Origin of the sequence: Paenibacillus sp. FSL H7-0690 (genome assembly GCF_037980415.1) — a bacterium.
Taxonomy (GTDB): Bacteria; Bacillota; Bacilli; order Paenibacillales; family Paenibacillaceae; genus Paenibacillus_AQ; species Paenibacillus_AQ odorifer.
Window position 1 is genome coordinate 1835285 of sequence record NZ_CP150281.1, and the last position, 12685, is coordinate 1847969.

Sequence of the window (12685 nt, forward strand, 5' to 3'; positions counted from 1 at the left end):
ATTTTTGGACATTTGAGCAAGGTTGCGGACCCCAGTGCAGCTATTCCTTTAGAAAAGGTTCATTTTTGCTGTTCTTCAAGCCAATAACGACTTTAGGGTCCGTTAGGTACACAAATTTGTGATAAAGTTGCATTTAAGGTCAACGGTGTCCGATAGTTGCTTCGGGAATGCGTAAAAGCGAGTTTATCAAATGAGGTACTCTTATAATGGAAGCTCCCGTCTTCTGAACAGCTCTACTCCCAAGGAAAAGGTGAACACTCCGATCAACAGCAGCCAACTGGAGGCCTGAATAATCTCCACGTTGCCCTGAACGATTTCCCCGGGTTGATAGAAGGAGAATAAGGTTAGGAAACGCAGTCCTTCCAGTTTGTCGCTTATTTTACCGAGTAGATCCAGAGTGAAAAATCCGAAGGCGATGGCGCCGGAAATTCCGAGCGCTTTTTTCTCGTCATTACATACAGAGGACACGAGAAAGGTAAGGCCGCCTACCGCAAAAAATAATAAAAACGCCACGGTATTCAGCTGAGCGAAGCGACCACTGTTAAAGTCATATTCACTGCCAAGGAACCATGCTTTACCTAATAATCCGGCGAGGGTGGTTACACCCATAATTAAGAGTAATGCTGTAGTGAGAACAAGTGCCTGCGTGGTAGCGACTTTTCTCCGTGTAGTTGGGGCTATGAGCAGATAGGCCATGGAACCGCGATCCACGAGTCGAGCCATAAGCTGCGTTGACATTTGCACACAAACTATGGAAAGAATCAGAACTAGTATAAGTCCATAATATTCTCCGGAGATAAAAGCTTCTGCACTAGTAAAACCGCTATTTAGCCCAAAGGCTTTACCCACACCCTCTGGCATCGCCTTAATAAGGTCATCAATTGCTTGTGTGCTCCCCGCAATCCCAGGATAAAGCCAGATCATAAACAGAATATAGAAGGCAGAACCAAAGGCGTAATTCAATATTCCTTTCAGGTTCACTCGCATCATTTCCTTATAGAGCGGAAGATTCATTGCACTGCCCCCTCGCGGTCATAATAGTCCATGAAGATGTCCTCCAGATTCTGCGTGAATACGTCGATGCTGCGGACATTGTATTTTCCAGTTTCCCGGATGAATCGGTCATAATTGCCCTGCACAGCTATGCGGACCCTATTTCCCTCGTGAGCTTCCACTTGTAGGCCGGAGGCGGCAAAATTCACTGCATCTTCACTATTCGCAAAAATGACCTCAAACAGCTTCCGTTGCATCGATTGCAGTTCATGAATATTTTTTACGGTGATAATCCGTCCGTCTTTAATAATTGCGGCGCGGTCACAGGTGCGTTCAATTTCTTGAAAGCTGTGTGAGGACATGAGAAAGGTGGTTCCGGCTGATTTTTCCTCCAGTACCAGATCAATAAATACCTTTTGCATGAGCGGGTCGAGACCCGAGGTAGGTTCATCCAGAATAATAACGTCAGGACTGTGCATAAAAGCAGCGACGATTCCGACCTTTTGCTTCATTCCCTTTGACATTTTTCGGATCGGAGTGGTGGCATCAAATTGCAAACGTTCAATCAGCTGCTCGCGTTTGGTAGTATTTTTGATTCCCTGCATGGCTGAGATAAATTTAAGGAAAGAAAGACCCGTCATCCCATCAAAAAAGTTGATTTCACCGGGTAAGTAGCCAATATGCTTCTGGACTGTCCCTTGTGCCTTCCATACATCAAGCCCATGGATACTCGCATGCCCTTGATCTGGTTTCATAAAACCCATGATATGCCGTATGGTCGTCGATTTACCCGCACCGTTAGGACCCAGAAATCCAAAAACCTCGCCTTTATTTACGGTAAATGTTACATCTTCGATTCCTTTGCCATTCGAAAATCGTTTAGTTAAGCCTTCTACTACCAGCATGCTGCCACCCCCGCCGTAAAAATAATGAACTATTATGAATCAAATATTTCATATGTTATATTATTCCTAGTGGTTAATGAAGTCAATAAAATTATGAAATAATTGAAATGGAATATTTCATTAAATTTGAATATGCTTACTTAATAACGAAGTTAGGGTGGAAGCTATGAATGGATTTGAGAAGAGAGCAGCACAGATTAAACTCAAAATTATGAAAACTACCATGGAGATGCTCAAGAACTGGGAACCGAAACGTCTACGGATCGCTGATATTGCGAAAGAAGCAGGGGTCTCTCAGGTGACGATTTATAATTATTTTGGCAGTAAGGAAGCGCTGCTTAGTGAGTCTTTTAAGGACTTTGTTCAGAAGGAAATTCAGGAGTTTGAAGATTACATTTATCAAGAGCATTCTCTAAAGGAGATTATTGGTTACATTCTAACCATGGAGAGGGAAACTTACAGCGGCTTATCTCCCGCAACTGTGAAGGAGCTTATGGTTGAGGATCAAGAAATGTTCCATTATATTGAGGAACGATATGCGAATGACATTTTGCCGGTGCTGGTGAAGATGGTCGAAGATGGGAAAGCGCGGGGAGAAATCTCAAATAAAGTATCCACCAAAGGGATACTTTCACTAATGGGGATGTATATGCGTAATGCAGGTGAACTTCTAGACGAAGCTAGCAAACAGGAAGATATGGATGCCTTCATCGAGGAAGCCATCCATATTTTCTTCTATGGCATTTGCGGGAAAGAGTAAGGGGAGCTTGAGCTGCGAGAGCATCACCCTTAATTGATCAGGTGAACAGCGGATTTCCAGTCATGCCGACCCAAAGAGCGGATTGTTCAAGCTGGGCAGCAAGCTGAAGCAATAAATCTTCACGGCCTTTGTTCGCCATGACTTGAACGCCTAGCGGCAGGCCATTTGCTGACTTATGGACGGGCACACTCATTGCAGGCTGGCCTGTCAGATTTGCGAGCTGGGTGAACGGTGTATAGGTTAGGCTTGGCTCAAACATCTCGTAAATTAAGTGGCTCTGTTCTTCTTTTGGCAATTCGTTTACGTGCAGCAGCTTTGCTATCTCTGCAGGTTTATGCGTTAATTCACCAATTTTGGGAGCAGAGTTTGCATTCGTAGGTGTTATATATAAGTCGTAATGATTAAACAGTTCCGCCATTTGGGCGGCTGCAACGTCCCATTCATCCAGACTATGTACGAATTCGGCCGCTGAAACATTTTTTCCGGTCTCACCAAGGACCCACGTAATGATATCGACATCGTAAGCAGTTATGGAACGTCCCATATTTCTCTCCAGGGAGACGAACATCGCTGCTACCTCTCCGGCATTCATCGTATAGTAGTTCTCCATCAGTCTTGTGCCATTCACAGGACTTTCTATTTCTTCAACCGCATGTCCTTCAGCTTCGAGCCATTTCACGGTTTTGAGAACAGCATTTACGGCCTCTTCAGAGACAGGCGTACCTACTGGGGAAGCCGTTGTAAATCCAATTCGTAGTTTACGTTGCGTAGGCTTAAACAGATCATCCAGATATACGCCCGGGTATAACGGAGTCTGGAAGGCGGCTTCCGGCTGCACAACCTGCAGCAGATCTAACATAGCAGCGCTATCGCGAACGGACCGGGTTAAGGCAAAATCAATAGAAGCCCCTTGCCATTGACGGCCGACTCCGGGTCCTACTGGTGTGCGCCCGCGCGTGGGTTTAAGTCCGAATAGGCCTGTGAATGAGGCGGGAATACGGATGGAGCCACCACCATCACTGGCTCCCGCTACTGGAACGATACCAGAAGCTACAGCCGCCGCGGCTCCGCCACTTGAACCTCCAGGAGAATATTCGAGATTCCAAGGATTACGAGCAGGGCCGTGGAGGACATTCTCTGTAATGTTTTTTAAGCCGAACTCGGGTGTATTCGTATGGCCAAGTGGAATAAAGCCGGCTTTCCTAATTCGTGCAACATAATTTGAATCCCACCGTGCGACATTGTTCTTCATCAGCATAGCCCCACAAGTGATGGGCTCGCCAGCGATAGATTGGGAAATATCTTTTAATAGAAACGGAACGCCAGCAAACGGCCGAGTGTTATCCTGAACAGGCATCTCGTCGGCTTCTCTAAGAGCAGCTTCACGACGGGTGCGCACCACCGCATTTATGACCGGATTGACCTCATCTAACCGAGCAAAGGCGGCTTCGACCAGCTCACCAGGTGAAATTTCACGTGCTTTGACAAGTGAAGCAAGTCCTAGAGCGTCATAGGTAGAGTAAGAAAAGGACAAATTAGATACCCACTTTCAATTTAGGATGATTATTATATTATACATCCCATTAGTTATTTTTTGAAAATGGGTAATCTGACATCTATCAATTCTTTTTTACGTCATATTAGGCTATACTTAGTGTTAAATGATTTTATGGGGTGTACTGATGAACGAAGAGAAATATCAGAATGTGGATGGATTAATGGAGGCTTTCCAACAATTCGCTAGAATGAATTGGCGTAAAACCACGATTTGGGGCTTGAAGCCAAGTGAGGTCCGGATGTTGGTTTCTTTAAAGCTTGGTAAAGAACGGGAAGGGAAGAAGGGACAGACGGTTTCGGAAATTAGCAAGTTTCTGAAAGTCACCTCTCCTACGGTTACCCAAATGCTCAATAGTCTGATTGCACAAGGATATGTGGTGCGTACTTCTGATGCACAGGATCGCCGAGTTAGCGAGATCACGCTTACGGAAAAAGGGGAGCATCTGGCTGAGATGGCTGTAACGAAATCCCGGAATACCTTTAAAGGTATGATTGATTACATGGGCAAAGAACAGACGGATACGTTAATGGAGCTGTTAAACGGAGTCTATGTTTACTTCGAAGAATTGAACGATCAACCAAACGAATCCTAGCCCTTCTTAAAAAAAAAGAGATGCCGCACAGCCTAAGCTGTTTACGGACATCTCTAATGTAAGGTTATTTGTGATTAATGTGCAGCAGGCACAGATTTTTCGAGTTTTTTACTCCCGTTTTTATCCTCTGCGTGTGTCTCCATTTTTTTCTCTCCACTACGTAATGGAATCTCTTTAAGGAACAGAACGAGCAGTGCTGCGATAACTAACAGCGCCGTACCACTTAAGAACACAACTGTCAGGGAATCGCTTAGTGCGTTCCGCAGCATCTCAATCAATTGATTGAAGAGCGGCTGGATTTGCTCTGGCAGTGTTGCATGCAATTCTTTAAGCTTAGGCTGATCTAGCAGCATTTGAGGATTCATAAAGGCAGAAAGCTGTTTAGCGGATTCAGGATCAAGTTTGGATAAATCCGGACCTTTGCCAGAGGACACCGCTGCCTCTAATTTTTTCGTTAATGAGGAGTTCATAATGGTACCCATGATGGCAATACCTATGGTTCCACCTAAATTACGGAATAAAGTATTTGTAGCAGTAGCAACACCTAGCATTGAAGGCGCTACAGCATTTTGTACGGTTAGAGTAAATACAGGCATTGATAGTCCTAACCCAACCCCGAAGATAATCATGCTGACTACAGCCGTAGCAATGTTACTCATAAAGGCCATTAATATCATGGCTACAACCATGAATGGCATCCCCATTAGAGCATAACGTTTATATTTTCCTGTTTTGGAGATCCATCTTCCCACTAAAGTACTTAGTACAATCATAGTAAGTGACATTGGCATATTGATGAAACCAGATTTAGTTGGGGAGACGCCCTCTACCCCTTGCACGAAGAAAGGCAGGTAGATCATTGCGCCCATCATACCGGCATTCATCAGGAAGCCGACAATCATTGAGATGGATACGATGGAATTTTTAAATAAGGATAATGGCAATACTGGGCTTTTAGCTTTACGTTCAATCAGAATCAGGATAATCAGACCCAGAATGGAAGCCCCAAACAAGCCGAGAATCTCCGGAGAACCCCAGTCATATTTTGTTCCTGCCCATGAAAAGCCGAGCAAGAGCGCAACAATGGTCAGGGAAAGGAAAATGGAGCCTAAGTAGTCGATGGACTCAGATGTAGAACGCGTGGTTTTAGGGAACATTTTCAAAATCATAAAGAAGGCCACGATCCCGAAAGGTAAGAAGATCCAGAAGATCCATTTCCAAGCCATGTGATCTACCATGAATCCGCCAAGGGTAGGACCAATTACACTGGAGAAACCAAATATCGCCATCATAATTCCAGTCCACTTGGCTCTCTCTCTTGGAGCGAACAAATCACCTACAGCGGTTACGGTAGCCGACATTAGAATCCCGCCGCCTAGACCTTGAATCCCGCGATAAGTGATCATTTGAAAAATGTTGGTCGACAATCCGGATAGGAAAGCACCTATAATAAAAATGACAATCCCTGATAACAGGAAGGGCTTTCTTCCGTAAATATCGGATAACTTACCGACAAGTACGGTAGCGATGGTTGAGGTGAGCATATAGATGGTAATTACCCAGGTATAATGTTCAATACCTCCAAGCATCGCAATAATTCGGGGCATTGCTGTGCCCACAATCGTCTGGTTGATTGCTGCGAAAAACATAGCCGCCATTAAAGCAATCATAATTGTAACTTTCTTTTTCTGAGTGAGATGCTCCAGAGCAGTTCCTCTCCTTTAACTTCTATATATTGTAGTTTGGGAATTCATGTCGTAATAATTAGGTAGCCAAACTATCATTTATGTATAATACACAAATTCATCAATTAGCACAACAGGTTAATTATTAAATTTTAATTTAAAGAGAATTTGAATTTGACTTGATTTTTTGGGAATAGGTAAGTAATCTAATTAGATTGAGGTATATTGGAGGTGCCCTATGGATACCCATGACAATCAAGAGCAGAAGCTGATCATAGCCCTTGAAAATATAAAGCGTCTGACTGCTCGCCCCTACTCGATTGATGTAGTATCGTATAGAGAGTTTGTTATGATGTACGTCATTCACACTGTTATGAAGCAAAAGAAAGCGGCTGAAGGTGACAAACAGCACCGGGGAGTTATGATTTCTAAATTAAGTGACCTGCTCCAGATAAGTAGACCTACTGCCACGCAAATGGCAAATACGTTGGAGGAAAAAGGTTACGTAGTGCGTACAACATCCGATACAGATCGTCGGGTCGTATATATCTGTCTGAGTGAGCTTGGAGAGCAGATTTATAGCAGGCAGATGGCATCCTATTCCGGCATTTTGAGTGAAATCACACAAAAGGTCGGTAAGGAAGAGATCGACCAGCTGATCTTTTTGTGCGATCGTTTTCAAGAAGCGGTGCATGAGGTCAGAAGCCGTCATTTTTTTCCACAGTCGGATGAGGAGCCATTAGTTATAGATTCAGTATAGAAAGCCCAACATCAAAAGATATTCCTGCAGACCTGCGGGAACATCTTTTTTTGCATCTTAGAGCAAGGAGTGATTATCATCAGAATATTAGCAATTAGTGACATTCACGGAAGTTATGTAGAATTCAATGCCCTATTATCAAAAGTGAATTATCGCCCGGCGGAGGATAAGCTTATTTTAATGGGAGATTATGTGGATAGAGGTCTGGACAGTAAAGGAATTGTGGAGCAAGTGATGACTCTGCAGCAAGAATGTGGAGCGATAGTTCTCAAAGGAAATCACGATAAAATGGCTTGCGATGCGCTCACCAGCGAAGATGATAAATTGGATACCCATTGGCTAACTAACGGCGGATTTCATACACTGATGAGTTATTGCGAGGCGGGCTACGAAGGTTTGCAGAAGGATTTTGGCTGGAAGGATTATATGCAGCTAAAAGAAAAAATTAGGCGGGACTATAGACATCATATAGACTTTCTGAGCACATTGCCGCTTTATCATGAGACGGAAGAACATATTTTTGTTCATGCAGGCATTAATCCATTAATAGAGGATTGGAAGCAGCAAGACCCTTATGATTTTATCTGGATTAGAGAACCCTTTTATAAGAATCCGGTAGTTAGCACTAACAAAACGGTTGTTTTCGGTCATACTTCGACGATGGATCTGCATGATTCAGAAGAAATCTGGTTTAGTCCACTGGGAGATAAAATTGGCATAGATGGCGGCTGTGCATATGGCCAACGACTAAATTGCTTGGAGATTTCCGCAGGGAAATACATAACGCATTTTGTTCGGAATGGTGAGACGCTTTGAGCGTTCTCCCATTTTTTTTAGAATAGTAATGAATTAAACGTTAACTATGTATAAAATAAAGATAGGAGGGGTGCAAATAGGTGAATGCGAACAACAAATATCATATCCTCATGCAAGGGGCCATCAGCAAGAATGTGAGCGAAACCTGTAAGGAGTTTGGCATTTCCCGGACGATCTATTATAAGTGGTCTAAAGCTTATCAACAACATGGAATGGATGGACTTGGGGAGAAGAAAAGAAAGCCGGTAATGCCTAATAAAGTAGATAAGAGAACGGAAAGATTGATCTTGGAGTACGTCGCCAGATTTCCTGAGGATGGGCCTAAACGCATCTTTTATGAACTGCAAGATGAAGGTATGCAAATCGGGGAATCGGGTATTTATAATGTACTACGTCGAAACGGACTAAATAAACGAATAGAACGTGAAGCTTACGCCAATCAAATCAAAGCAAAGAAGAGGAACGGCGCACAATCCACTCACACTAAAGGATTTAAAGAGAAACGGAAAATACTAGATTATAAGATGAAGAATCCGATAAATGCTCATCCCGGGTATATGTGTCAGCAGAGTATTAGCTATTTGGGAGTTTTCCCGAGGGTCGGAAAGGTATATCAATATGTAATTTATGATGCCTACTCCAGACTAGGTCTAGTTAAGCTATACAATCGGAAATCTACCATTCATTTTATAGATTTTATGCATCTGAAAGTTCTCCCATTGATGAAGACATTAGATTTTCATATCGATAATCTGGTTACGAACAAAAGCCGTGAATTCATTACGAACTGGGACAGAGGAAAACATAAATATAGTGAATTTTTACATAAGAACAATATTAATCAAGTCGCTATAACGGTAGACCAAACAGAGATATTTCAGCCCTTGCAGCAATTTGCGGCGGTGTTGACCAAAGAATTCTACCAGCAGGCTTGGGTAGATGATACGATAGATTCCTTTGAAATTTTAGAAAAGCGCTTACATGAATACTTGAGAACCTACAACTTCAACAGGCAAATTACAGACGGACCTAATCAAGGTAAAATACCATCGGATGTCGCACTTGCCTATACGGGACAACGAGAAACTTTGCCATTATGGTTATTTACAAGGAGATAACGGATGATGACAAACACAAAGAATAAAGACCGAATTGGAATCATCGGTGCAGGGATTTCTGGGGTTACGGCTGCTTATGAATTAGCGAAAAAAGGATATACCAACATTACCCTCATGGAGAAGTCGGATAGAGTAGGAGGAAAGTGTCATTCTATTGAGTACAAAGGAAAAAGTTATGAAATGGGGACGCTAATCGGCCTGCCTACCTATAAACATACGATGGATTTTATGAGAGATTTTGATCTTATGGATAGGGGACCATTGTTAGAACGTGGATTTTTTGATAATAATGGGAGAAAAACTTCACAAATTCCCATGGAGCAGATAGAGGCGTTTACACAAGAATTCAAACGATTACCGGATATTCTAAAACGCTATGAGTCTCTCCAAGAACCGGGTTTTCTCCACTTACCGCCAGATTTATGTCAGCCATTTTCGCAGTGGTGTGTAGAGAATAAGCTGTCTGTCCTTGAGCAGGTCTACATGCATTATTTTAATACTTTTGGATTCGGTGGTATCCATAATGTGCCCGCTGCATATGTGCTGAAATTTCTAAGCTATGATAATCTGTTGTCGTTTATTGAAATTACTCATATGATAACCTGGCCTAAGGGTGTTACTGAGCTGATTAGACGAATGGCCGACCAAGTAAACGATCTACGCCTGACTTGTGAAGTGCTTTTTATGGAGCAAGAACAAGATGGGCAGGTTCGAGTAGAGACGAGTCAGGACATCTTTTATTTTGACAAGGTCATTTATACAGCAGCTTTAGAGCAAATGGGCGATACAGTTAGCCTGTCAAGTGAGGACAAAACTTTATTAGCGAATATAACCTATGAATGGTTTAGGGTATATGCGTATAGAGTGAAGGGGTTGCCGGAGCTTTCTGGCTATATCCCCCGGAATATGTACCCTGAACGTAAAGGGCATATGATGGCATGGTACTATCGGTGGGCAGATATGGGAACTACGGATCTAGTTACGGTTTATGTAGCAGAGAATGAAGCTATGACTGATCTGGAAATGCGAGAGACGGTAGAAAATAAACTTCGCGAGCTGGGCGGAGAGAGCATTCGACTATATATGATGAAGCGTTGGAGGCATTTCCCACATGTGGATTCTAATGCGCTACATGAGGGATTTTATGAACGGGTTGATCAGATGCAGGGGAAAAACAATATCTATTTAGCTGGAGAAATCATGAACTTCCCTACACTTGAGAATTGTATTATATACGCGAAACACTTGGTTGAACGATTCTTTTGAATAACATTAATGAGGAACCTTGTCCACAAAGAAATTTGTCGACAAGGTTTTTTTACATTCAAGTTAGGTTTGCAGTATATAGTTCTATAGACATGTATTCTAATAGATTTCTCAGAAGAAAGGTAGAAAGTTTGGCGAATTCTAGTGCTAGGGTTGTGTAAACTCAACTTGAAATGAAACTAAAAAAACACTGATAAATCAACGTTTTAAGCGATTTGATCGTTTAAAGAGGGATGGGCTATATTGGACCTGAGACACAGATTACATACACCAACCTACAAGGAGGAGTAAAACATGTTTTTATTCGAATCGATTCCCTGGTACTCTGCGCTAATGTGGTTAGTAGTACTAGCAGGATTAATGTTTGTAAATGAAATCGCACGGAAGAGCAAGTGGTTCTCAATCATTCTTTTTATAGTTGTCCCTATTGTTCTTACCATAGCGGTTTGGCCAAATACGGCAGGAGAAGGTTCCAGTACTGGAACATGGTTTCACTGGGTAAAAGTATATTCTGCTTTGGCAGGATGTATAGGGTTTATGGCTATCCGTTATGTTAAAGGATGGGACAAAAATAAATATATATTAATGTTCCCGGCTATTATCCTTGCAGTTAACATTCTTGAAGCAGTTATTCGTGATTTCCAAGTGTACAGCTTGCAAGGTATGGTGGATGGCGTAATGATGGTAGGTGGTCCTTGGAACATTATGAACGGGATCGCAGGTATTCTGAACATTATTACGATTTCTGGTTGGATGGGTATTGTGATCAGTAAAGATAAGAGTAAAGATATGTTGTGGCCTGACCAGCTTTGGTTCTGGATCATTGCTTATGACATTTGGAACTTTGCCTATGTATATAATGCAGTTTCTGACCATTCCTTCTATGCAGGTGCAGCATTGTTGATCTCTTGTACCATCCCGGCGTTCTTCTTTAAAAAAGGGGCATGGCTGCAGCATCGTGCACAGACTTTGGCGATTTGGATGATGTTTACGATGTCGTTCCCGGCGTTTGTTGGCGAGTCAAAGTTCTCTGTACAATCCTCTCATAGTGAAACCGCTCTGTGGATAGTAAGTGCATTATCTTTAGCTGCTAATATTGCAGTGTTTGGTTATCATTTCTATAAAATCATCAAGCATAAACGCAATCCGCTTAAAGCGGAAGTTTATACGGATTTAGCTGCTTATAAAGCTATTGCAGAGGGTGCGAATTAATAGAGACATTATAGTAATAGTGATAGAAGTTCCTCCTGCTTAAAGGGGGAACTTCTTTTTGTGAATAATTAAAGTTCTAATTATCAGAGCCCCATATCCGCCCGTTGCTGCGCACGAAATGTTTTCCTTTTTATACAAAGCAAAAGACAAGTCAGTAATAAGACACATAATAAAGTTGCCGTATATGTGAAATTGCTGTTCCAAAACACTATCTGAATATTCATTAATGAGTGAACGCCGATCACGAAAACTAAATTTCGGGTTAAGATATAGAGTAGAGCGAATATAATTCCTAGAATTAGAAGCATGATAAAATCATAAACAAACTCCATTCCAACTAATCCTGAGTAAATCCGGTTTGGGATATGTATGGCGGCAAAGATCGATTGTGAAATTAGCATTGCAGAGATCATCCGTGTAGTTTTGTTGTTGATTTTTTTTAAGCATAGATAGATTTGAACGAGCAGGAAGCCGCGAAATAAGATTTCTTCCAATAAAGCATTTCCGAAGATTTGACCTAGAATTTCACCGAAAACTAAATTTGAATGGCTGAAGATAGCATTGTTAAGTGTTAGCTCTGAGTGATTCAGGTGTACCATACACAAATCTACTATATTTATAGCGAGCCAAAACAGAAAGGTACCCAGCAGTCCGGCTCTTAATTTTTCTATTTTTAACCCAAAATCCCGGGGCGAAACTTTAGCTATCAGAATCAAAAAAATAATTACTTCTAAGAGAAGCCCAACTAGATTGGCGGCTAACGTTTCATTGATCCAGTGGTTTGTGTTTTTGGCAATAAAACTTAAATATCCATGCTCAAAAAGGATGAGATTAACCGTAAGAGTACAGATAATATGAATAAAAATGAGGCTCGCTATAAAAAGGTAGTGTGTAGGCTTTGCTTCAAAAATCGATGATGGATTGAACTCCTTGGCGTGAAGCATCGACGGCAGTCCTCCCAATACAAAATATTCCAAATTAACCTTAGATTTCACTATATCCTTTTTGAGGCCAAGTTTA

Annotated in this window: 12 protein-coding genes; 7 read left to right on the top strand and 5 right to left on the bottom strand. The window is 42.0% G+C overall.

The window, feature by feature from the left end; all coding sequences use genetic code 11:
* Positions 1–201: 201 nt before the first annotated feature.
* Together MHI32_RS08030 and MHI32_RS08035 are read right to left on the bottom strand one after the other, a co-directional pair.
* Complete coding sequence (locus MHI32_RS08030) at positions 202–1014, bottom strand: ABC transporter permease subunit (RefSeq protein ID WP_340012136.1); 813 nt, start codon at positions 1012–1014, stop codon at positions 202–204.
* A complete protein-coding gene (locus MHI32_RS08035) occupies positions 1011–1898 on the bottom strand; it encodes an ABC transporter ATP-binding protein (RefSeq protein ID WP_076184722.1) in 888 nt (295 codons plus the stop codon). The genes MHI32_RS08030 and MHI32_RS08035 overlap by 4 nt, the downstream gene beginning before the upstream one ends.
* Before the next feature lie 166 nt (positions 1899–2064).
* On the opposite strand from MHI32_RS08035, the gene MHI32_RS08040 reads away from it, so the two are divergent.
* Entirely contained in the window at positions 2065–2658 is a 594-nt protein-coding gene (locus MHI32_RS08040; RefSeq protein ID WP_076126280.1) for a TetR/AcrR family transcriptional regulator, read from the top strand.
* Between the two features lie 37 nt (positions 2659–2695).
* Here MHI32_RS08040 and MHI32_RS08045 read toward each other — a convergent pair whose 3' ends face one another.
* Positions 2696–4192 carry an amidase gene (locus tag MHI32_RS08045; protein ID WP_340012137.1) on the bottom strand — a complete coding sequence of 499 codons (1497 nt, stop codon included), beginning with the start codon at positions 4190–4192 and terminating at the stop codon, positions 2696–2698.
* 148 nt (positions 4193–4340) lie between these two features.
* Between MHI32_RS08045 and MHI32_RS08050 the strand changes: the two genes are divergently transcribed.
* Positions 4341–4808: a MarR family transcriptional regulator gene (locus tag MHI32_RS08050; RefSeq protein ID WP_076126284.1), complete on the top strand. Its 468-nt coding sequence runs from the start codon at positions 4341–4343 to the stop codon at positions 4806–4808.
* A 74-nt stretch (positions 4809–4882) separates the two neighbouring features.
* Here the strand turns inward: MHI32_RS08050 and MHI32_RS08055 are convergent, their stop codons facing one another.
* Positions 4883–6514, bottom strand: a complete 1632-nt coding sequence (locus tag MHI32_RS08055) for an MDR family MFS transporter (RefSeq protein ID WP_076192880.1) — start codon at positions 6512–6514, stop codon at positions 4883–4885.
* A gap of 217 nt (positions 6515–6731) precedes the next feature.
* Here MHI32_RS08055 and MHI32_RS08060 point away from each other — a divergent pair, with 217 nt between their 5' ends.
* The 5 genes from MHI32_RS08060 to MHI32_RS08080 all read left to right on the top strand — a co-directional run bounded on the left by MHI32_RS08060 (position 6732) and on the right by MHI32_RS08080 (position 11665).
* The gene (locus MHI32_RS08060; protein ID WP_076134039.1) at positions 6732–7253 is read left to right on the top strand and encodes a MarR family transcriptional regulator; all 522 of its coding nucleotides are present in this window, start codon (positions 6732–6734) and stop codon (positions 7251–7253) included.
* 69 nt (positions 7254–7322) lie between these two features.
* Positions 7323–8069 (top strand): metallophosphoesterase family protein, encoded by a 747-nt coding sequence (locus MHI32_RS08065; RefSeq protein WP_305953954.1) that lies wholly within the window; start codon positions 7323–7325, stop codon positions 8067–8069.
* Positions 8070–8149: 80 nt separating this feature from the next.
* Positions 8150–9187, top strand: coding sequence for a helix-turn-helix domain-containing protein (locus MHI32_RS08070; RefSeq protein WP_076126290.1), 1038 nt, complete (start codon positions 8150–8152; stop codon positions 9185–9187).
* Between the two features lie 3 nt (positions 9188–9190).
* Positions 9191–10453, top strand: a complete 1263-nt coding sequence (locus MHI32_RS08075; protein ID WP_076184718.1) for an FAD-dependent oxidoreductase — start codon at positions 9191–9193, stop codon at positions 10451–10453.
* Between the two features lie 294 nt (positions 10454–10747).
* On the top strand, positions 10748–11665 hold the full coding sequence (locus MHI32_RS08080; protein ID WP_076192878.1) for a DUF5692 family protein: 918 nt from the start codon (positions 10748–10750) through the stop codon (positions 11663–11665).
* Between the two features lie 83 nt (positions 11666–11748).
* Here the strand turns inward: MHI32_RS08080 and MHI32_RS08085 are convergent, their stop codons facing one another.
* Positions 11749–12609, bottom strand: coding sequence for a type II CAAX endopeptidase family protein (locus MHI32_RS08085; RefSeq protein ID WP_340012138.1), 861 nt, complete (start codon positions 12607–12609; stop codon positions 11749–11751).
* Positions 12610–12685 lie beyond the last annotated feature (76 nt).

Coding starts and splice junctions, on each gene's coding strand:
- MHI32_RS08080 (WP_076192878.1), top strand. CDS start 10,748: ATGTTTTTATTCGAATCGATTCCCTGGTACTCTGCGCTAATGTGGTTA.
- MHI32_RS08075 (WP_076184718.1), top strand. CDS start 9,191: ATGATGACAAACACAAAGAATAAAGACCGAATTGGAATCATCGGTGCA.
- MHI32_RS08030 (WP_340012136.1), bottom strand. CDS start 1,014: ATGAATCTTCCGCTCTATAAGGAAATGATGCGAGTGAACCTGAAAGGA.
- MHI32_RS08040 (WP_076126280.1), top strand. CDS start 2,065: ATGAATGGATTTGAGAAGAGAGCAGCACAGATTAAACTCAAAATTATG.
- MHI32_RS08085 (WP_340012138.1), bottom strand. CDS start 12,609: ATGCTTCACGCCAAGGAGTTCAATCCATCATCGATTTTTGAAGCAAAG.
- MHI32_RS08050 (WP_076126284.1), top strand. CDS start 4,341: ATGAACGAAGAGAAATATCAGAATGTGGATGGATTAATGGAGGCTTTC.
- MHI32_RS08060 (WP_076134039.1), top strand. CDS start 6,732: ATGGATACCCATGACAATCAAGAGCAGAAGCTGATCATAGCCCTTGAA.
- MHI32_RS08035 (WP_076184722.1), bottom strand. CDS start 1,898: ATGCTGGTAGTAGAAGGCTTAACTAAACGATTTTCGAATGGCAAAGGA.